We start from the raw sequence: 20,777 nt of genomic DNA, 5'->3' as shown, positions 1-20,777 counted from the left end.
CGATCCGGCGAAATGCGCACCGAGATTTGACACACGCTTTACGTAACGCACGCAACTGCGGCGCCGGCCCGGCTGTCTGTCAGGGAGTCGGGCCCGTCAGGGCCGAAGAGCGAGAGAGCGGGGCGGGTCGTGGGACGGCGCAAGGGCAGCATAGGGATCGCACTGGTCACAGGTGCGATGCTGGTGGGCGTGAGTGCCTGCAGCGGAGGCGACAGCGACAAGGCGAGCGGGGACGACGCAAAGGCGTCGGGCAAGTCGAGTGCGAGCGCCTCTCCGTCACCGACGAAGCCCGCGGGCCCGCCGATGCTGCTGGACACGATCACCCCGCAGACGGGAACCACGGTCGGCGTGGCCATGCCGGTCTCGGTCGTCTTCACGAACCCCGTGGCGGCAAAGGCACGGGCCACGGTGGAGAAGCACATGAAGGTGAGTGCCTCGCAGCAGGTGGCCGGCGCCTGGCACTGGTTCGCCGACGGCAAGCGCGCCGACTGGCGGCCGAAGATGTACTGGCCCTCCGGCACGAAGGTGAAGATCGACGCCGACATGAAGGGCGTCAGCAACGGCAACGGACGTTACGGCGTGCGTAACTACACGCACTCCTTCACGATCGGCGACGACGTGCGCGCGGATGCTTCGGTGACCGGCCACACCATGAAGGTGACCCGGAACGGCAAGGCGGTGCGCACCCTGTCGATCAATGCGGGCAGCGCTCAGTTCCCGACGTGGAACGGCACGATGGCCGTCATCGACAAGGAGGAGAAGGTCCACATGACCTCCTGCAGCGTCGGCATCAGCTGCCAGAAGGGCAGCCCCAACTACTACGACCTGACGCTGCCCTGGGACGTCCACCTGACCCAGACCGGCACGTACGTGCACTATTCGGACGCCGATCCCACTCCGGGCGGCGGCAGCGCACGCGGCTCGCACGGCTGCATCCACCTGTCCAAGTCGGACGCCCAGTGGTTCTACGGCCAGGTCAAGCAGGGCGACCCCGTCACCATCACCGGCTCGTCCCGTGCCAAGGCCCCGGCCGACAACGGCTACGCCGACTTCAACCTGACCTGGGACGAGTGGCTCGCGGGCAGCGCGTCCGGGGAGGGGACGACCGCGACGCTGTGACGCGCTGCGGTAACGACACCAGTGAGTGATCGACAAGGCACCGGACAATGTCCGCGGAAAGTTCCACACGATCCACTCCTACGCCTGACAGCAAAGGAAGAGCCCCGAGCCCGGCACCTGCCGGGTGCGGGGCTCTTCCCCGTCCGGCGGTGAGCCGGCACAGGCGGACTGCCAACGGCGTGCGGTTCCCGCCTTCGCCCGCGCCCCAGCTGCTGGCACCAACTCACCAAATGAGATGGCCTCTTAACGCCCTTCTATCGCTGCCGGCAATCCCCGTGCGTTTGTTCAGGGATAGCCTTGCTTGATCAACGATGACGGGGGCCGGAAAGCATGTCGTTCGATCAAGAGTGGGCGGAGCTGAAGGCAAAGCCCGGATGAGGCTGAACAGCGTGCCCAGCGATCCCGGCGGGCCGTCGCCCGGCGGCGCGGATCTGATCGTCGAGTACGACGACATGGGGAGGATCGGGCACGCCGCCTTCCTGCTGCACCAGCACCTGTCGAGCGCCGGCAAGCACGCGCAGTCGCACACCGAGTCCGCCGCGAAGAGCCTGGACAACGACGGGTTCGGCATGGGCTCCGCACTCACCAAAGCCAGTGAGGGCTGGCAGGGACAGCTTCAGGTGCTGCTCGACGCCTACGCTCAGATCTCCAACCATCTCGATTACTCGGCGAAGTCGACGAAGCAGGAAGACCACTACATCGCCACGCAGATACAGGTCTCCAAGATCTCCGAGTATCTGGACGTGCCGCCGCCCACGCCGGATTCCCACACGCCACATGTTCCGAAAGCGGAAGGTCCCATCATGTGACGGCTGACCAGGGCGTGCGGAATTGGGAGCCCGTAGCGACGGGGATTTCTCCGGAAAATGACGGCGGCGACGCCGGGAAGACAGGGGGCAGTGCCGAATTTCGAAGAACTACTCCACGTGGATCTCTCAGCGCTGCAGTCGGCGGCCGACGACTGGACCGACATGGCGGTCCTACTGAAGAAGGTCGCCACAGAGGCCGGGAACATGCGCAGCCTGGCTCAGGGCACGGAGTGGAAGGGCGAGAACGCCTCCGTCACCAAGCCGTTCGTCGTCCGGGTGTCGGACGAGTTCACCGATGCCGTCGCCGAAGCGGAGAGCATCGGAAACCTGCTGGGCTCCGCTCACGACAAGATCAAGGCAGCCAGGCAGGACCTGAAGGATCTCTGCGAGAATCCGCCCGACGGCATCACGATCCACGCCGACGGTACTCTGAGCCGTAGCGTCCAGCCCCAGCGCATGTCCCACGGGGATCCCGAGTACGTGGTGACTCAGGACGACTTCGACGCTCTGCAGCGGCGCATCGACGCGATCACCGGTCGCGCGGCGGAAGCGGACTCGACCTGTTCCTGGGGCCTGTGGCAACTCACCAAGGACAAAAACCAGTTCGACAGCATGTACTACGGCTCCCTCAAGGATGCGCGAACCGACGCCCGACAGGCGCAACAGACCCAGACGGACTCGGAGGAGTACACGCCACCCTCGAAGTGGGGCAGCGGCACCATCAAGCCCATCGCTGAGTTCCTCAGTTACCGCTCCTGGATGGACGGCGGCGAAGCGGCACTGCACGGAGACGTCAACGGCGCGATACAAGGCGCAATCGGCGGCGCCCCCTCCGCGGCCGGCGGCGAGGCCAGCAAGCACCTCGCCAAGGGCGCGCTCCTGAGCGACGTACGCGGCAAACACCATCGCCCCACGTTCATCAACTCGATCGGCAAGTTCGGGGAGAAGATATTCGGCGTGCCGGTCGCCGTGGTCGCGACGGGGATCGACTTCTACTACACGCCCAACCAGCCCAGGACCCCGGGCGACACCCATGTGGACGTCCCGGCGGAACCGGGGAATGTGAGGTACCAATGACGCACTCCGCCGGCCGACCCTCGCCCCGTCGCCGTCGCCCGGACCTACGGCACTGGCTGAGACCCCAGAGTTCACGGACAGTCGTCCTCGGCGTGATCATGTCTGTCGGCGGACTCGCCGGCGGGGTGCGCTCTGCGTTGGACGGCAAGGGGATCGGGACGATCCTCGGCACCTTCGCCCTGGGGATTTTCGGCTTGCTCATTGTTGTGAGCTACTTCGTCAACTACGAGGACCGACGAGGCCGCCGCTGAGCCCCTTGAATGTTCGATGCAGCCGACGCGTCACGGCCCGGGGCGGACGAGGGAAGTGGTGCACCACTTCTTCTCGGCCCTCGGCCCCCAGGCGGACGGTCCGTTCACCACTGCGCGCCGGGCGGGTTGGATCACCTCATGTGCTCGCCCGGGGGCCGACCGGGCGTCGAAGACGCAGGCCTCGGTGGCCATTTGGTTGCGGCTGGGTCTTTCACCCGGTGCGAGTCTGCCGCGGTCAGGCAGGGCGGCGGCCTTAAGGGCCACCTTGAGGGTCGCCTCAGGTGGCCGCGGCGGTCACGTGCGATTCCGATGGCGGCGGATGGCTCGCCACCATCGGCAGGCTCAGCACCAGCGTGAGTCCACCGCCTGGTGTGTCCTCGGCGTGCAGCGTGCCGCCGATCGCCTCTGCGAAGCCGCGCGCGACCGCGAGACCGAGGCCGACGCCTGCACCGCGTGGGGAGTCACCGTAGCGCTGGAATGGTTCGAAAATGCGGTCCTTGGCCTCGTCGGGGACGCCCGGGCCGCGGTCCACGACCCGTACCTCCACCCGGTCCGCGATGGCGCTCGCCGAAACCAGGACGGGCGCGTCGGCGGGACTGTACTTGACCGCGTTCTCGACGACGTTGGCAACGGACCGCTCCAGCAGCCCTCTGTCCACATGGACCATCGGCAGTGTCTCAGGGATGTCCAGCTCCACGCTGTCCCCCGGGATGCCGCCGAGCGCCATCGGGATGACCTCGTCGACGTCGGTCTCGCGGATGATCGGGGTGACGGTGCCGGTCTGCAGGCGGGACATGTCGAGGAGGTTGCCGACGAGGTGGTCGAGGCGGTCGGCTCCCTCCTCGATCGCCTCCAACAGATCCGCCTGGTCCCGCTCCGACCACTCGACGTCGTCCGAGCGCAGGGAGGTGACCGCGGCCTTGATGCCGGCGAGTGGGGTGCGCAGATCGTGGCTGACGGCGGCGAGCAAGGCCGTGCGGATGCGGTTGCCCTCGGCCAGTTCCTTGGCCTTGTCGGCCTTCTGCTGCAGGCGCCGGCGGTCCAGGACGACGACGGCCTGGGCGGCGAAGGCGGCCAGGACCCGCCGGTCCTCGGCGGGCAGTACCCGTCCCGTCAGCGCCAGTGCCGTGTGATCGCCGACTGACACGTCGACGTCCGCTTCATCAGGGGTGGCGCAGGGCTGCGGGCCCACGCTGCCGGCGCAGGTCCAGGGCGCCACGTCGCTCGCGCGCTCCAGCAGCGCCGCCGACTCCATGCCGAACGTTTCACGGACCCGGTCGAGCAGTGCCTCCAGGCTGGTCTCACCGCGCAGGACGTTGCCGGCCAGGAAGGAAAGGATCTCCGACTCCGCCCTCAGGCGCGCGGCCTGATGGGTGCGGCGAGCGGCCAGGTCGACGACGGAGGCGACGGACACCGCGACACCCACGAAGATTGCTATGGCGACGATGTTCTTCGGGTCCGCGATCGTCAGGGTGTGGACAGGCGGAGTGAAGTACCAGTTCAGGAGCAGCGAACCGGCGGCCGCCGAGGCCAGCGCGGGGAAGAGGCCGCCCAGCAGGGCCGCCGCCACCGTCATCGCCAGGAAGAGCAGCATGTCGTTGGCGAGCCCGACGTCCGGGAAGACACTGCCCAGCAGCCAGGTCAGCAGCACGGGGCCGCAAAGGCCGACCAGCCAGCCCCAGATCAGGCGGGGTCGGCCGAGGCGTGCGCCCCGGGCGACCGGCAGTCCTCGGCCCTTGCCCGCCTCGTCGTGGGTGATGAGGTGGACGTCGAGGTCGGGACCGGAGTCCCGGGCTACCGTGGCGCCGACGCCGGGTCCGAAGACGTACTGCCATCCCTTGCGGCGGGAAACGCCCAGCACGATCTGGGTGGCATTGACCCCACGGGCGAAGTCCAGCAACGCGACCGGTACGTCGTCGCCGACTACGTGGTGGAAGGTGCCGCCGAGGTCCTCGACGAGGGTGCGCTGGACGGCCAGCTCCTTCGGCGAGGCGGCGGTCAGGCCGTCGCTGCGGGAGATGTAGACGGCCAGGACCTCGCCGCCGGCGCCCTTCTCGGCCAGCCGGGCCGCGCGGCGGATCAGCGTGCGGCCCTCGGGGCCTCCCGTCAGACCGACCACGATCCGCTCCCGCGAACCCCAGATCGTGGAGACCTGGTGCTCGCTGCGGTACTCGGTCAGGTAGGCGTCGACGCGGTCGGCCACCCACAGCAGCGCCAGCTCGCGCAGGGCCGTCAGGTTGCCGGGCCGGAAGTAGTTCGACAGGGCCGCGTCGACCTTGTCCGACTTGTAGATGTTGCCGTGCGCCATACGGCGCCGCAGCGCCTCGGGCGACATGTCGACCAGCTCGATCTGGTCGGCCCGACGCACGACCTCGTCCGGCAAGGTTTCCCGCTGCCGCACTCCCGTGATCGATTCCACGACGTCGCCCAGCGACTCAAGATGCTGGATGTTCACCGTGGAGATGACGTTGATCCCGGCTGCCAGCAACTCCTCCACGTCCTGCCAGCGCTTTTCGTTGCGCGAGCCGGGGACGTTGGTGTGGGCGAGTTCGTCCACGAGCGCCACCTCGGGACGGCGCGCGAGAACCGCGTCCACGTCCATCTCCGTGAAGGTGCTGTCCCGGTAGATCAGCTCGTTGCGTGCGATCTGCTCCAGGCCGTGCAGCATCACCTCGGTACGCGGCCGGCCGTGGTGCTCGACGAAGGCGACCACGCAGTCCGTGCCCCGTTCGACTCGGCGGTGCGCCTCGGAGAGCATGGCGTAGGTCTTGCCGACGCCGGGGGCGGCGCCGAGGTAGATCCGGAGCTTGCCGCGTGCCATGTTCACCCTTCGAAGCGGTAGCCCATGCCGGGCTCGGTGATGAGATAGCGGGGGTGCGAGGGGTCTGATTCCAATTTCCGTCGCAGTTGGGCCATGTAGACCCGCAGGTAGTTGGTCTTGTTGCTCTGGGAGACGCCCCAGACCTGCTGAAGCAGGTGCTTCTGCGTGATCAGTCGCCCCGGGTTGGTGACCAGGATCTCCAGCAGCTGCCACTCGGTGGGTGTCAACCGAATGTCGTGGCCGCCCCTCAGGACCTTCTTGGCCAACAGGTCGATGGTGAACTCGTCCGTCTTGACGAGCGTCGTTCCGGGCTCGAGCGGCGCCTCTTCTGCGCGGCGGACGGCCGCGCGCAGCCGGGCGAGCAGTTCGTCCATGCTGAACGGTTTGGTGATGTAGTCGTCGGCGCCCGCGTCCAGCGCGGTGACCTTCTCGTCGGACGCCTGCCGGGCGGACAGCACCAGGATCGGCACGCGGGACCAGCCCCTCAGCCCCTTGATGATGTCGATGCCGTCCATGTCGGGCAGGCCGAGGTCGAGCAGCACGATGTCGGGCTGGCGTGCGGCAGCGAGCCGGAGCGCGGTGGCGCCGTCGGGGGCAGCGTCGACTCCGTACCGGCGTGCCTGGAAATTGATGACGAGGGCCCGTACGAGCTGCGGATCGTCCTCGACCACCAGCACCCGAGTCATGAGCGTGCGCCTTTCCTCTCGTACGTCGCGCCATGGGCACCGGGAGCGCGGCAACCGGCTTCATGACAGAAGGAGTTGACGGAACCAGGATTTCTCCCGGACCGCCAACTCCCGGCAGACCTTGTCCCGGACAGGACACAGTCACAGCACGCGGAAGCGCAGCCGGCAGATGACCGCGTCGGTCTCACGCCGCACAGCGTGGGCGACGACGGCGCCCCGCTGGTTCTGCAGCAGACGCTGCCACAGTCGCTCCGGCTCCGTCTCCGGGATCAGGACGGTGACCCGGGTGGCCGGTTCCGCCGCGGCGACCTCACGGACGTATGCAGCGATGGGACGGCCGAGTGCACGGCGCACGCTGCTCAGCCGGATCAGCGGCGCCCCCGGGTCCCACTCGGCCCAGGCAGCCTCCAGAGCACGAAGCTGGGCCCGGTCCTCGGGTTCGGGGTAGCAGACGGTGACCGCCCGGACCTCGTCCCCCAGCGAGGCCGCCGCGGTCAGCGCCTCGGACGTCAGGCGGGAGAGGGACGACACGGGCACGATCACCAGCGAGCGCTCGCGGTGCGGGGCCTCGGGTATACCGCCCAGGCCCAGACGCTCCCCGATGCGGGCATAGGCGCGGTGCACGGCCACGAACGCCGCCACCAGCAGCGGCAACGTCACCACGACCAGCCAGGCGCCCTCCGCGAACTTGCTCGCCGTGACGACGACCGTCGCGACACCGGTCAGCAGCGCCCCGAAGCCGTTCAGCAGCGCCTTGCCCCGCCAGCCGGGCCCGCGTTCGAGACCCCAGTGCCGGACCATCCCCACCTGGGCGATCGTGAAGCCGACGAACACACCGATCGCGAACAGCGGTACCAGGGTGTTGGTGTCACCACCCGAGAACACCAGCAGAGCCGCCGAGACCACGGCCAGGGCGAGCACACCGTGCCTGTGCACCTGCCGGTCGGCCTTCAGAGCGAACACGTGCGGCAGGTAGTTGTCACGGGCGAGCAGCTTCAGCAGCACGGGGAGGCCGCCGAAGGAGGTGTTCGCGGACAGCGCCAGCAGGATCACCGTGGCGAACTGGATCACGTAGAAGGCCCAGTTGTGGCCGAGTGAGGCGTCCGCGAGCTGGGCGAGGACGGTGACGCCCTCGACCGGCTGGAGATGGAAACGGGAGATCAGCACCGACAGGCCGATGAGCATCGCGCCGAGCACGGCGCCGAGGGCGACTTCCGCGCGCTGGGCCCGCTTGGCCCGCGGTACCCGGAACGAGGGCACGGCGTTGGCGATCGCCTCGACGCCCGTCAGCGCTGAACAACCGGAGGCGAAGGCTTTCAGGAGGAGCAGGGCGCCCACGGTGGTCGCGTTCTCGGCGAGGACCGACGCGTGCCCGGACGCGGTGGCCGTGCTGACCGGGGCGGACCGGAAGAGCCCGACGACGATCAAGACGAAGATCGACCCGACGAACACGACGGTCGGCACGATGAACGCCTTCGCCGACTCCACGATGCCCCGCAGGTTGACCGCCGTGATCAGCACCAGCACCGCCAGGCACAGCCCCAGCCGGTCGCCGTACAGCGCCGGGAAGGCGGAGGTCAGCGCGGCCACGCCCGCCGTGACCGCGACAGCGACGTTCAGGACGTAGTCCAGGACCAGCGACGCGCCCGCCACCAGGCTTGTGCGCGCACCCAGATGAGTCTTGGCGACGGCGTACGAACCGCCGCCGTCCGGGAACGCGGCGATCACCTGACGATACGAGGCGACCAGCACCGCCAGCAGACCCGCAATCGCCAGCGTCACCGGGAGCGTGAACCCGAGGCCGTGGGCACCGGCCCCAGCCAGCACGAGGACGATCGCCTCAGGGCCGTAGGCCACCGACGCCATCGCGTCCAGGGAGAGTCCGGCAAGGCCGGTGACGGCGGTCAGACGATGGCGCTCGCCGGTATCGGGCGGCTCCTCGTCAGCGGGGTTCGCGCACGGCTCGGTGGTCATGACGGACATGGGTGCGTGCTCCTCCTTCCGGAGCCGCGCACGAGGGCTGAGGTGTGCGCGGCGCACTCAGGCTGTGTCCGTTTCCCGCCGCGACCGGACGCTCCTTGCGGCTTCTTCGCGCCGAAACAGCCGACTTTGACGGAGCCTTGACGGACGTGTGACCCAGGTGACAGCTGCGAGTGCCACGGGCGCGTGGCGCAGCGGCAGTGTGAAGCAGCACCGGACACCATCGGAGTCCTGTCAAGACGGGCCCGGCTCGCGGGATCTCTGGATCTCCACGGTCGCCGCTTCGCGGCGCCGTGACGGCACGGCCGTCGCTCACGCCCACGGACCTGGCGACGGGCTGGCGACGCGTCTCGACCGCGTGACCGTCCAGGCCCTCCTCAGAGCCTCCGGACCGGAACAACGGGCTCGGTTCCGCTGTGCCTCGGGATCAGCCCTCCATGACCGGCCCCGCGGTTTCTACAAAAACGCTTCCGGGGTCGGCCGGGGCCGCTGTCAGCGCTTCCCCGGCGGCGGCCACCCGGACCTTGACACTGCCTTGACGCTTCTTGACGGGATAGGGTGAAGGCGGTGTGCCGGGAAGTCTGGTCGGCGGGGAGCCAGAGAGGCTCCTTCGAAGCCCCAGGGGGACGGCATGCGCAGCGTAGGCACGGTTCTGGCACTGGTCATACTGGCCACTGTCGTCGCGACCTTCGCACGCCGGTGGCGCATTCCCGCGCCGTCCCTGCTCGTCGTGGCGGGCCTGGTCGTGGCGCTGCTGCCGGGCACCCCGGAGATCGGGATCAGCCCTGAGGCCATAGGCCTCGTCGTATTGCCGCCGCTGCTGTACGCCAGCGCCGAGGAGCTGTCCTGGCGCGAGCTGCGCGCGGTCTGGAAGCCGGTCGGGATCCTCGCGATCGGGCTGGTGCTCGCCTCGGCCGCGGCTGTCGGCTGGGTGGCGTCGCTGGTGACTCCTCTGTCGTGGCAGATGGCGTTCGTGCTGGGTGCGGTCCTGGCCAGCACCGACCCGGTGGCCGTGACCGCGCTGGGCAGACGGCTCGCCCTGCCGCCCAAGGTCCAGGTCCTGGTCCAGGCGGAAAGCCTGTTCAACGACGCGACATCGCTGGTGCTGTTCCGGGTGGCGGTCAGCGTCGCCGTGGCCACAGCTGCGGGGAACTGGGGCGCCGCAGGAGGCGAGTTCCTGATGCTGGCGGGCGGTGGCACGCTCATCGGTGCCGCGGTCGCCGGGGTGGTCACGCTGATCCGGCGGCGCACCGAGGACCCGGTCCTGGAGACCGTGATCTCGCTGGTCACGCCGTACGCCGCGTACGTCCTCGCGGAGGCGGCCCACACCTCCGGCGTCACCTCCGTCGTGGTCGCCGGTGTGGTGCTCGGTGGCCGGGGCGACCGGCTCACCAATGCCCGTATACGGCTCCAACTGCACGCCGTCTACGGCACCGTGGTGTTCCTGCTGGAGAGCGTGGTCTTCAGCCTCATCGGCCTGGCTCTGCCCGCACAGGTGCAGGCGCTGTCCGACGGTGACCGGGCGTGGCCGCTGTACGCCCTCGCCGTCGCCGGCACCCTGATCGCCGTACGGCTGCTGTGGCTGGCGCCTCTGTCGGCCGTGGTCCAGCGCAAGGGCGGCATCCAGCGGATGAACTGGCGGATACCGATGGTGCTGACCTGGGCGGGCACCCGTGGGGTCGTGCCGCTGGCGGCCGCCCTGTCCATCCCGCAGACCACGAAGAACGGTGCCGCCCTGGCGGACCGACCGCTGGTCCTTGTGCTGACCACCTCGGTCGTCGTCGTCACCCTCGTCGTCCAGGGCTTCACCCTGGCCCCCGTCGTGCGCCGCTCCGGAATCGCCCTGGAGCCCGACCACACCGAGCGCGAGGAAGCCTCTGCCCGCTGCCGCCTGGCCGACGCGGGCATCCGCCGTCTCGAGGAACTCTCCGAGCTGGAAGCCGTACCCGAGGTCGTCCTCGACCGTCTGCGCCGTGGCCTCAACGCCCGCCTCGACGACGCCCGCGACCGCCTCGACGACGGCAGCGGAGCCGCTGCCCCGGTCGAATCCGCCGACCTGATCTACCGCCAGCTGCGCCGCGACATGATCGCCGTCGAAGCAGTGGAACTGCAACGCCTCTACGACGAGCAGGCCATCAGCGACACCACCCGGCGCCGCCTCCTGCGCTCCCTCGACCTGGAGGAAGCACGGCTGGCGGACACCTGAGCGCCCCTCGGCGGAACTCCGCGTCCACCTGTGCATCACGTTCACACCGGGCAGCGGGAAGCGGAGCGCGAGATGACGCTCGATGCCTGCCCCTGGGCCACCGCGATCGGCCCGTTTACGCCCCATTCTTCGCGCGCACAACTGAAACGCCATGGTCTTGATGTGCCGCTGGCGTCCACACGACCGGTCTTAACGGAAGCTTGACGCCGGGGTGTGACCCATTCGTGGGCCCTTGCATCACGCTCTGCATACGCTGGTGCCGCCGTCCGCGTGATGGCCACAACCCGACGCTGAGCCGCACATCAGGAGAGCACGCCGATGGCCACCACCGAACACCCGCCGCCGAGCCGACTGCGGGCGTGGATGCTGGAGGGCCTGTCCGACATGGGCAAGGGCGTCGGCCGCACTGGCCCGCAGGCCGAACCCGAGCCCCCGCACCAGGGCCAGCGCTGGTGGCGGGTGATGTGCCTGACCGGCGTCGACTACTTCTCGACCCTCGGCTACCAACCGGGTATCGCGGCACTCGCGGCCGGCCTGCTGTCGCCCGTCGCGACCATCGTGCTCGTCATAGTCACCCTGGCGGGCGCCCTGCCCGTGTACCGGCGAGTGGCCGAGGAGAGCCCCCGCGGCGAGGGTTCCATTGCCATGCTGGAACGACTGCTGTCCTTCTGGAAGGGCAAACTGTTCGTCCTGACACTGCTGGGCTTCGCGGCCACGGATTTCCTGATCACCATCACACTCTCCGCTGCCGATGCCTCCACCCACCTTGTCGAGAACCCGCACCTGACCAGCGCCCTGCACGGCCGCCAGATGCTGATCACCCTGCTCCTGGTGGCGCTGCTCGGCGCGGTGTTCCTCAAGGGCTTCCTGGAGGCGATCGGCGTCGCGGTGGCACTGGTGGGCGTGTACCTCGCGCTGAACGTCGTGGTCGTCATCGTCGGCCTGTGGCACGTCGCCACCGCGGGCCATGTGGTCACCGACTGGACCAGCGCGCTGACGGCCCAGCACGGAAACGTCTTCGCCATGGTCGGCGTGGCGCTGATCGTCTTCCCCAAGCTCGCGCTCGGTCTCTCCGGTTTCGAGACCGGCGTCGCCGTCATGCCGCACGTCAAGGGCGACGACAGCGACACGGAGGAAACCCCCACGGGCCGTATCCGCGACACCAAGAAGCTGTTGACCGCCGCCGCGCTGATCATGAGCGTCTTCCTGATCGCGACCAGCTTCATCACCACGGTGCTGATCCCGGAGAAGGAGTTCCAGTCCGGCGGCCAGGCGAATGGACGTGCACTGGCCTACCTGGCGCACGAGTACCTGGGCGGCACCTTCGGCACCGTCTACGACGTCTCGACGATCGCGATCCTGTGGTTCGCGGGTGCTTCGGCCATGGCCGGCCTGCTGAACCTGATGCCTCGCTACCTGCCCCGCTACGGCATGGCCCCTCACTGGGCACGGGCCGTCCGCCCCATGGTCATCGTCTTCACCCTGATCAGCTTCCTGGTCACCTGGATCTTCGACGCGGACGTCGACGCCCAGGGCGGCGCCTACGCCACCGGGGTCCTGGTTCTGATCAGCTCGGCGGCGATCGCGGTGACCATCGCCGCGCGCAAGGCCGGCCAGCGCAACTGGATGATCACATTCGCGGTCATCTCGGCGGTGTTCCTCTACACGACCGTCGTGAACGTCATCGAACGCCCGGACGGTGTGAAGATCGGCGCCTGTTTCATTGCGGGCATCATTCTGGTCTCCCTGCTTTCCCGGCTGGCCCGGGCGTTCGAGCTCCGTGTCACCCATGTCGAGCTGGACGACATGGCGAAGCGATTCGTCCGGGACATGGCCAGCCGGAAGATACGGTTCATCGCCAACGAGCCCGACCAGCGCGACAAGGCCGAGTACCGAGACAAGATCGAGCAGATCCGGGCGGACAACGACATCCCCGGCCAGGAGGACTTTGTCTTCGTCGAAGTGACGGTCACCGACCCTTCGGAGTTCGAGGCCGGTCTCACCGTCCGCGGTGAGGTCCTGCACAACCGCTACCGCGTGCTGACCCTCGAGTCCTCCTCCATCCCCAACGCCCTCGCCGCGCTCCTCCTCCACGTCCGCGACTCCACGGGCCGCACCCCGCACATCTACTTCGAGTGGACCGAGGGCAACCCCCTCGCCAACTTTCTGCGCTTCTTCCTCTTCGGCCAGGGCGAGGTCGCCCCGGTCACCCGTGAGGTCCTGCGCGTGGCGGAGCCGGACCGCCGACGGAGGCCCCGCGTCCACACCGGCTGAAAACAGGCACACGCGTCAGGATCCCGTCAAGATTGGCCCGCGCGGCGTCAGGGCCCCGTCAGCGGCGCGCTTCGGACGCCGCGCGGCTGCCTAGCGTCAGCGGCATGCAACGAAGCCGACCGCTGGGCCCGGCCGGCGACCGCCACTGGCGCGGCAGCGCCCGGCTGGCTGTGAGCTGTGCCCTGCTCTTCTGCGTCATGTCCCTGCTGGTCGACTGGGACGCAGCAAGCCTGACACCTCTCCGCGCCCTGCTGTGGCTCACCCTGTCCGCCGTGGTCCTCGCCGTCCTGCTGCCTCACCGGGTGAGTGCGGGCCCCGGCTGGCTGGCGGTCCGCAGCCCTTGGCGCAGGCGCATCGTGCGTACGGATTCACTGGTGGCCGTCCGGCAGTACGGCGGCCTCTCCTCGCACCTGGTGCTGCGGGACACCCACGGCCGACGTCTGGAACTCGACCCCCGCGTCCTCGCCGCGAACCCGCTGATCTGGCATGAGCTCGACACGGGCGTACGCCGCTCCATCGAGCGCGGCACGCTGCGACACGGAGCGGACGTGCTGAGGCAACTCGCTCACCAGATCGACGACGAGACCGCGCAGGCGGTTCTCAGGGCTTCCGGGCTTTCCTGATCAAGGACCCCACCGGGTACGAGACTGATGATGCCCGGCCGTCGCGGGCGAGTCCGGTCTCTTCGCCCTGTGGCCCGGGCCGGGTCGCGGCCGTTTCTGTGGATGCGGGCGGGACAGTCCACGTCCGGCACACCCTGATCATTTCCGGAAGTCGGGCAGCGTGCGGCGGGTCTGCTCGAAGTCGGGCTCATGCGTTCGCCGCCCCTGTGCTCAACACGTGCTCACGTGCTGTCAGTTCGGCGACGGGGAGGGACACCACCATGGTCAGGCCCCCGCCGGGGGTGTCTTCCGGTGTGAGTGTGCCGTCCATCGCCTCGGCGAGCCCCCTGGACAGCGCCAGGCCGAGGCCGAGGCCGGAGGTGTTGTCGGTGTCACCAAGGCGTTGGAAGGGCTCGAAGAGCCGGTCCCGGCCTTCCGGCGGCAGGCCGGGGCCCCGATCGACGACGCGCAGTTCCACCCGCCCCTCCAGCGCGCTCGCGGTCAGCAGCACGGTGCAGCCCGGCGGGGTGTGTCGGGCCGCGTTGCCGACCAGGTTGGCGATCACTCGCTCCAGAAGAGGAGGGTCGGCGAGCACGGCCGGGATCTCGTCCAGGTCCCCCATCTCGACCTCGGGTCCCCCGGGCGGGAGCGATTCCAGCGCGGCGGGGAGCACTTCCTCCAAGGCGGTGGGCCGCAGGTCCAGGGTGAGCGCACCGGCCTGGAGTCGGCTGAGGTCCAGCAGGTTCTCCACCAGCCGGTTCAGCTTGGCCAGGGACTCGTCGGCGGTGGCCAGCAGTTCGTCCCGGTCCTCGTCCGAGAAGTGCACCTCACGGCTGCGCAGCGAGGTCACGGCCGCCCAGCCGGCGGCGAGCGGGGTGCGCAGATCATGCCCGACCGCCCGGAGCAGGGCGGTGCGCATCCGGTCGGCGGCCTTCACCGGCTCCACCTCGGCGGCGGCTTCTGCGAGCCGGGCACGCTCGACGGCGGCGCCGACGTGCGCAGCGAACGCGGCCAGCACGCGCCGGTCGGGAGCCGGAAGGGTCCGGCCGCGCAGTACGAGGTACGCGCCGGGTCCCGCGGGCACGGCGGTCACGGCGGTCACGGGATTACCGGCGTCGGCGCCGGTTTCGGGCAGCACTTCGACCAGCTCGGCCGACTCCATGCCGAACGTCTCACGGGTGCGTTCCACAAGGGCCGGGATCGTCGCGTCGCCGCGGACGATGGCCCCCGCGAGCGAGGACATGGTCTCCGCTTCGGCGGTGGCTCGCGCCGAGCGCCGCGACAGCCGCAGAGAGCGGTCGACGACGGCGGCCACGGTAGCAGCGACGATCGCGAAGACCCCGAGCGCCAGCATGCTGTTCGTATCGCCCAGGGTGAACTGCCCCACGGGCGGGATGAACCAGTAGTTGAGCAACAGGGATGCCGTGAGCGAGGCGATCACGGCCGAGGCGACCCCGCCTATGCAGGCCACACCCACCACCGCCAGGAGGAACAGCAACGCCTCACTGGTGAGGTTCAGAGGGCCGCGGACCTGGTCCAGCACAAGGGTGAGCAGCACGGGCAGGACAAGCCCGGTGACCGGTCCCGCGATCCGGCGCGAGCGCGGCAGCGTACGCCGCCGTGACGGCAACAGGGTGCCCCGTCCCGCCCTCTCGTGCGTGACCATGTGCACGTCGATATCCGCGGAGAGGGCGACCGTTGTCTCGCCGGTGCCACGGCCCGTGACGAAGCGCTCCAGGCGGCCGCGGCGACTGGTGCCCAGGACGAGCTGAGTGGCGTTCTCGGCGCGCGCGAACTCCACGAGGGTGCTGGGTACGTCGTCTCCGACGACCGAGTGGTAGCTGCCGCCGAGGTCCTCCACGAGTCGCCGCTGGCGGGCGAGGGAAGCGTGCGATGTCCCGGCGGCAAGGCCGTCGCTGCGGGCCACGTGCACGGCGAGCAGGTCGCCGCCGGCGGAGCGGTCGGCGATACGTGCGGCCCTGCGGATCAGCGTGTCGCCCTCGGGGCCACCGGTGAGGGCGACGACCACGCGTTCGCGGGTCTCCCACACTCGGCCGATGCCGTGCTCGGAGCGATAGGACTGCAGGGCCTCGTCGACCCGGTCGGCCACCCAGAGCAGGGCGAGCTCGCGCAGGGCCGTCAGATTGCCGGGCCGGAAGTAGTTGGCGAGTGCGGCGTCGACCTTCTCGGGCGCGTAGATGTTGCCGTGCGCCATTCTGCGGCGCAGCCCTTCGGGCGGGATGTCGACGAGTTCGATCTGATCGGCGCGGCGCACGATCTCGTCGGGCACCGTCTCGTGCTGGGGCACCTTGGTGATCTTCTCGACGACATCGTTGAGGGACTCCAGGTGCTGTATGTTCACCGCCGTCACGACGTCGATCCCGGCGGCCAGCAACACCTCGATGTCCTGCCAGCGCTTGGCGTGGCGGCCCTCTCCGGGGACGTTGGTGTGCGCGAACTCGTCGACCAGCGCCACTTGAGGGTGTCGCGCCAGCACCGCGTCGAGATCCATCTCCATGAATTCACCGCTCCGGTAGGAGCAGCGGGCTCGCGGCAGGACCTCCAGTCCGTCCAGCATGGACTCCGTGTGCGGGCGCCCGTGACACTCCACGAAGCCCACGACGACATCGGTGCCGCGTGCGGCCCGGCGACGCCCCTCGTCCAGCATCCGGTAGGTCTTGCCAACCCCCGGAGCGGCACCGAGGTAGACCTTCAGCCGTCCGACGAGTCGAGAGGCGCCGAGCCCTGTGCCGCCCGTTGCCGGGCGCGGCACCTTGTCCATCGCGACCGGCATCAGAACCTGTTCGGGAAGATCCGTGCGAGGACGAGATACCCGACCAGGCTGACCGCGATGACAGTTCCGACGACATGCTCCGCACTCACCGGTGCCTCACTTCTCCAACGGTTCGCGAGGCTTCGCTCCTGCCTCGCTGAAGAGCTTGCCCTCACTGAAGACCATCCGCTCGCCGAAGGGCACGTCGTTGACGCATCCCTGGCGCTCGTCGGCGGCACGTTGACACCGTCTTGACAGGCCTGGCGACAGGTCAAGCCACCGCCTTCACCCTCGCCGGTCGGCCGGGTGGGGCTGCACCCCTGTCATCAGAATGTCCAGGCCGCGCCGCGTCGTCGCCAGGACCACGCGGTCGCCCGCACGCAGCACCCGGCTGTGCGGCGGCCGCCAGTCGAAGCCGGGCCGGACGAGACGGATCCTGGCGAGAGTGTCCATGGAGGAGGCCGTCGGAGTCGGGACGGAGCAGCCGACGGCCAGGACCCGCCACTCGTTCTCCCGGAACGCCTCGTGGACCGATCGCTCTTCGAGCTCGGGGTGCCCGGCGACGTCCACCATGGTGAACAGCAGGGAGCCTCGCTCGACCGGCATCACGCCCAGCACGTGGCGGCGCATCATCGCGGCGGCGAACGGCGGCGCGGCAAGAGCCGAGACGCTGCGACTGCGGGTGAGTGCGTCGGGGTAGGAGGCACGCAGGGTGCGCTGGACCGTCGCCGCGAAGTCGTCGTCGTAGAGCCGCATCACCACCCGCACTCCTGGGTTGGACTCGCGCGCTGCCATTGCGATGTCGAGGTTCTCGCCGTCGTCGCGGGTGAGCACCAGCAGCGACCTGCTGTGCCGGATGCGCGCCCGGTCGAGGACGCCGGGAGCGCCGGCGTCCTCCAACAGCAGGGGGACGCCGAGTTCGCGTGCGAGAACGCCACCGCGAGCGTGCAGGTCCCGTTCCACAACGACGACCTAGTGGTCGGTGGTGTGCAGCTGCGCCGGCACACGGGTGCAGATCTTCCCGAGGCCGACCAGGATGACGTGGTCGGAGAGCCCCTCCTCAGGGGGGTGGCCGACGGATGCGGTGCGGAACGCCTCTGTGGCGTTCATGGTGGGGGCCACGACGAGCGGGAGGGTGGCCAGGCCCACGAAGCCCGCGATCAGCTGCAGCATCCGACGGGCCACGGGTTCGCCAGTGGCCGGGTCGCCCATCGTGAAGATGTCCAACAGCGGCAAGTAGACGTTCTTCCACCAGGGGTGCTCGTCCGCGAACAGCGCGGTGGCGGCAGCGAGCGCGAGTACGATCGCGGCCAGCGCGCCGAAGACCGCGGTGAGCTCGCCCGGAACCTCGGCCAGCCGCATCTGGAGCTGGTCGGCCTGCACTGCCACCTCGGCTCGCAGGTCACCTCCGTCAAGCCCTACGTGGCGACCGTGCGGCGCATGGTCGGCCTGATGGCCCGGATCCGGGACCAGCACGGCATCACCCTGGAGCCGGGCCGGGCGATCGTCGGTCCCGCCGGCGTCGCCGTCTACCGGGTCCTCGCCGTCAAGCGCACCGGGCAGCGCGTTTTCGTCGCCGTCGACGGCGGCATGAGCGACAACCCCAGGCCCGCCCTGTACGGGGTGCGGTACGTGCCCCGGCTGATCGGCCGCCCGTAGTCGGCGCTGCCCGGCATGGTGACCGTCGTGGGCCGGCACTGCGAGGCGGGCGACGTCCTCGCGGACGACGTGTCGCTGCCCGGCGACGTACGCCCCGGCGACCTCCTCGCCGTCCCCGCAGCCGGCGCCTACCACCTGTCCATGGCCTCCGGTTACAACCGGGTCGGCCGTCCGCCCGTCGTCGCGGGCGGGCGGCATCGCCCGCACGCTCGTACGCCGTGAATCGCTGGACGACATGAGCCGCCGCGACATCGGCCTGTAAGCCCCGTCCCCTTCCACAGCCCTTCGCCGTGCCCCCCCACGGCGGAGGGCTGTTCCCGGCATGCCGCGAGCAACCCGAAACACCCCTGAACACCTGTTGCTTCGGACTCCGGATCCCAGACACGGCTGTCTTTCTCAACAGGGGCAAGCGGACTGCCCCATTGGCCGTGCGCGCCGATGCCGAGCACAACGTCGCTCGACACGACCAGGTCGTGATCCTCTCCCTCAGACCGAACCCGCGCCCCCGCCGCTACGACGCACACCGCATCAGCGACACCGCCCGCAGGACCTGGAGGAGGCCCGGCTGACCGACGCCTAGCGGAACTCGGCCAGCCTGGGCCGTAGCCCGAGCGAGGAGAGCAGGGCGGCTCCCGCCAACAACCCTGCTGCCCACGGAAGCAAACCGTCGACCGCCGAGCGGCCGTCCCGTACCGAGGATGCGAAGTGGGCGCGGTTGATGTCCGTCACCTTGTCCAGGGCAGCCATCCACGCGCCGAAGTGCGCGTTGGAGGTGCCCGGCTCCCAGCCCATGCAGTACTCGACCGCCTCCCTTTCCTTGCCGGACGCCAGCAGTGCGCGGACCTTCCGGTCGTCGCCTTGATAGACGGCGTACGCGTCCACCGTCTTCTCCGCCGCCGCTCGTTCGCCGGCGAAGGTGACGTTGTCGAGCTCGCGGCGGAACTCGCCGGTGAAGCGGAGGTCGTGGTGGTCGGTCTCGTACGCCTGCCAGGTGGTGGCCAGTTCCGAGTCGTACGTCGAGAGGGTGGCACCCTTCAGGCCGTAGAGCTGCTGGGATTTGGCGAGGAACGAGTCCTCGTACTGCGCGCGGCGCTGCGGGTCGAGCAGGTAGCGGCTCTCGTCGGCGTTGGCGTCGTAGGCGATGGCGCGGGAGCGGGAGAGTGCGACGACGGAGTCGAAGGCATCGTGCCGAGCCACGCGCAGGTGATCGGCGGAGGCGGACAGCATCTGAGATCCGAGGACCACCGCGAGAAGCGCAGAGACGGTGGCGGCCAGCACGCCGGGGTTCAGGATCCGGCGGAAGTTACGCGCGAGGGACCACTGCAGCACGCCGAGCACGGCCAGCAGCAGCACGCCGAGGGCGAGGACGGCGGCGAGCTGCGCGGAGAAAGCCGCGTGGGCCGAGGCGTACTCGGCGTCGAAGGCCGTGTTGTTCGACGCCACCAAGGTGCGTGCGGCGGGCAGGAGCCGGTTGCGCAGCAGGTCCGTGGCGCGGCGGTAGTCGGCAAGGGCGGCCGGTTTGCCGTCGCGGTGGCCGTCGTTCTCCAGGGCGCGCCCGATCAGCTCCTGGTATTCGGCGAAGTCGTCGGTCAGCGATTCCACTGTCTTCTCGTCCGCACGGCTGCCCTGCGCGGCCACGGCCAGGGCGCGCAGGTCGTGTCCGATCTCGCGTCGGGCGTCGCCGTAGAAGCCGACGGCCTTCGTGTACGGCGTCTGCAGGCGCCCCTTCCCGGCATCGCCGCTCGACAACAGAACGTTGGCGGCCTGCGCGTCCATGTCGTTCAGAGCCAGGTTGAGGGCGGCGGCGCTGGTGGTGCGGGGCGCGTCACGTTGGGCAACGCTGTTCCACGTGCCGAGGGCGGCGAGCCCGGCCACCAGCAGGAGTGCAGCGAGGGCGGCGGCGAGCAGGACCGTGGCAGCCCGCAGAAGACGCAGCCGCGCGGGCACGGTGGCCCAGTAGCGGCGGCGCAGAGCGGCCCGCGCGGCCTGGGCCTGCCCCCCATGGCTCAGCCCCGAACCCGGTCCGGCCGTCCGCGAACCCTCTCGCTGCCGCGGTCGGGGGCTGCCCACGGCCGGGGCGACCACCCCTCTTCGTGGCGGTGCGTCTCCCTCGGTCCGAGATTCCTGCGCCGACCCGGCCGTGAGAGTCACGGTCCCTCCAACGTCACGCCACGGACGGTCGCCCGTCCCCCGTTGGTGATCAGTCTGCGACCGTATTCGGCCACCAACGGCTCGCATTGATGAGTTCCTGATGGTTTCTCAGGCTTGATTGACGGCCCTTTGACGGAGTCGACGACCGGGCTGTATGAGTGCCGCAAATTTCCTGGCGGGCAGGACATCCACCCCGAGGAACGGGGCTAGATTCGCCGTAGGCCGTCGGCGGGGGCCGCGGACGTCGGCCCCCAGGACTGAGCAGTCGTCACTCCGAAGCCGCGCGAAGGCGGTCCGGTGCGTGCCGAAAAGCAGGCACCCGCGCACAGCACCGTGCGGTGCCGGGGCCCCGCGCCCCCCCCGGCCCCG

Annotated in this window: 15 protein-coding genes and 1 pseudogene; 8 read left to right on the top strand and 8 right to left on the bottom strand. The window is 69.6% G+C overall.

From position 1 onward, the window contains the following. Positions 1-177 precede the first annotated feature (177 nt). The 4 genes from ACWCP6_RS18475 to ACWCP6_RS18460 all read left to right on the top strand — a co-directional run bounded on the left by ACWCP6_RS18475 (position 178) and on the right by ACWCP6_RS18460 (position 3,256). Positions 178-1,119 (top strand): L,D-transpeptidase, encoded by a 942-nt coding sequence (locus ACWCP6_RS18475; protein ID WP_450933689.1) that lies wholly within the window; start codon positions 178-180, stop codon positions 1,117-1,119. Between the two features lie 389 nt (positions 1,120-1,508). Then, on the top strand, positions 1,509-1,928 hold the full coding sequence (locus ACWCP6_RS18470; RefSeq protein ID WP_450933517.1) for a hypothetical protein: 420 nt from the start codon (positions 1,509-1,511) through the stop codon (positions 1,926-1,928). 117 nt (positions 1,929-2,045) lie between these two features. Then, complete coding sequence (locus ACWCP6_RS18465) at positions 2,046-3,005, top strand: hypothetical protein (RefSeq protein WP_450933516.1); 960 nt, start codon at positions 2,046-2,048, stop codon at positions 3,003-3,005. A 92-nt stretch (positions 3,006-3,097) separates the two neighbouring features. Further along, positions 3,098-3,256 (top strand): hypothetical protein, encoded by a 159-nt coding sequence (locus ACWCP6_RS18460; protein WP_450933515.1) that lies wholly within the window; start codon positions 3,098-3,100, stop codon positions 3,254-3,256. Positions 3,257-3,533: 277 nt separating this feature from the next. Here the strand turns inward: ACWCP6_RS18460 and ACWCP6_RS18455 are convergent, their stop codons facing one another. The 3 genes from ACWCP6_RS18455 to ACWCP6_RS18445 all read right to left on the bottom strand — a co-directional run bounded on the left by ACWCP6_RS18455 (position 3,534) and on the right by ACWCP6_RS18445 (position 8,746). Continuing rightward, positions 3,534-6,077, bottom strand: a complete 2,544-nt coding sequence (locus ACWCP6_RS18455) for a DUF4118 domain-containing protein (protein ID WP_450933514.1) — start codon at positions 6,075-6,077, stop codon at positions 3,534-3,536. 2 nt (positions 6,078-6,079) lie between these two features. Next, positions 6,080-6,763 carry a response regulator gene (locus ACWCP6_RS18450; protein ID WP_450933513.1) on the bottom strand — a complete coding sequence of 228 codons (684 nt, stop codon included), beginning with the start codon at positions 6,761-6,763 and terminating at the stop codon, positions 6,080-6,082. A 141-nt stretch (positions 6,764-6,904) separates the two neighbouring features. Next, entirely contained in the window at positions 6,905-8,746 is a 1,842-nt protein-coding gene (locus ACWCP6_RS18445) for an APC family permease (protein ID WP_450933512.1), read from the bottom strand. 628 nt (positions 8,747-9,374) lie between these two features. Here ACWCP6_RS18445 and ACWCP6_RS18440 point away from each other — a divergent pair. The 3 genes from ACWCP6_RS18440 to ACWCP6_RS18430 all read left to right on the top strand — a co-directional run bounded on the left by ACWCP6_RS18440 (position 9,375) and on the right by ACWCP6_RS18430 (position 13,846). Then, positions 9,375-10,949, top strand: a complete 1,575-nt coding sequence (locus ACWCP6_RS18440; RefSeq protein ID WP_450933511.1) for a Na+/H+ antiporter — start codon at positions 9,375-9,377, stop codon at positions 10,947-10,949. A gap of 318 nt (positions 10,950-11,267) precedes the next feature. After that, positions 11,268-13,223, top strand: a complete 1,956-nt coding sequence (locus ACWCP6_RS18435; protein WP_450933510.1) for an amino acid transporter — start codon at positions 11,268-11,270, stop codon at positions 13,221-13,223. 104 nt (positions 13,224-13,327) lie between these two features. Continuing rightward, positions 13,328-13,846, top strand: coding sequence for a hypothetical protein (locus tag ACWCP6_RS18430; RefSeq protein ID WP_450933509.1), 519 nt, complete (start codon positions 13,328-13,330; stop codon positions 13,844-13,846). Positions 13,847-14,033: 187 nt separating this feature from the next. Here the strand turns inward: ACWCP6_RS18430 and ACWCP6_RS18425 are convergent, their stop codons facing one another. The 4 genes from ACWCP6_RS18425 to ACWCP6_RS18410 form a co-directional block, all read right to left on the bottom strand. After that, the gene (locus ACWCP6_RS18425) at positions 14,034-16,607 is read right to left on the bottom strand and encodes an ATP-binding protein (protein ID WP_450933688.1); all 2,574 of its coding nucleotides are present in this window, start codon (positions 16,605-16,607) and stop codon (positions 14,034-14,036) included. An 11-nt stretch (positions 16,608-16,618) separates the two neighbouring features. Beyond that, positions 16,619-16,708, bottom strand: coding sequence for a K(+)-transporting ATPase subunit F (locus tag ACWCP6_RS18420; protein ID WP_450933508.1), 90 nt, complete (start codon positions 16,706-16,708; stop codon positions 16,619-16,621). 175 nt (positions 16,709-16,883) lie between these two features. Further along, complete coding sequence (locus ACWCP6_RS18415; RefSeq protein WP_450933507.1) at positions 16,884-17,561, bottom strand: NAD-binding protein; 678 nt, start codon at positions 17,559-17,561, stop codon at positions 16,884-16,886. Between the two features lie 9 nt (positions 17,562-17,570). Further along, positions 17,571-17,987 (bottom strand): hypothetical protein, encoded by a 417-nt coding sequence (locus ACWCP6_RS18410; RefSeq protein ID WP_450933700.1) that lies wholly within the window; start codon positions 17,985-17,987, stop codon positions 17,571-17,573. Here ACWCP6_RS18410 and ACWCP6_RS18405 point away from each other — a divergent pair. Further along, a pseudogene (locus ACWCP6_RS18405) lies at positions 17,934-18,519 on the top strand (diaminopimelate decarboxylase family protein); the annotation flags it as partial. The gene ACWCP6_RS18410 and the pseudogene ACWCP6_RS18405 sit on opposite strands and share 54 nt — an antisense overlap. Before the next feature lie 314 nt (positions 18,520-18,833). On the opposite strand, the gene ACWCP6_RS18400 reads toward ACWCP6_RS18405, so the two are convergent. Beyond that, positions 18,834-20,327 carry a hypothetical protein gene (locus tag ACWCP6_RS18400; protein WP_450933506.1) on the bottom strand — a complete coding sequence of 498 codons (1,494 nt, stop codon included), beginning with the start codon at positions 20,325-20,327 and terminating at the stop codon, positions 18,834-18,836. Positions 20,328-20,777 lie beyond the last annotated feature (450 nt).

This window comes from Streptomyces sp. NPDC002004, assembly GCF_053593975.1.
Note: the sequence above shows the minus strand (reverse complement) of the source record. Positions and strands in the feature narration are given on the sequence as shown.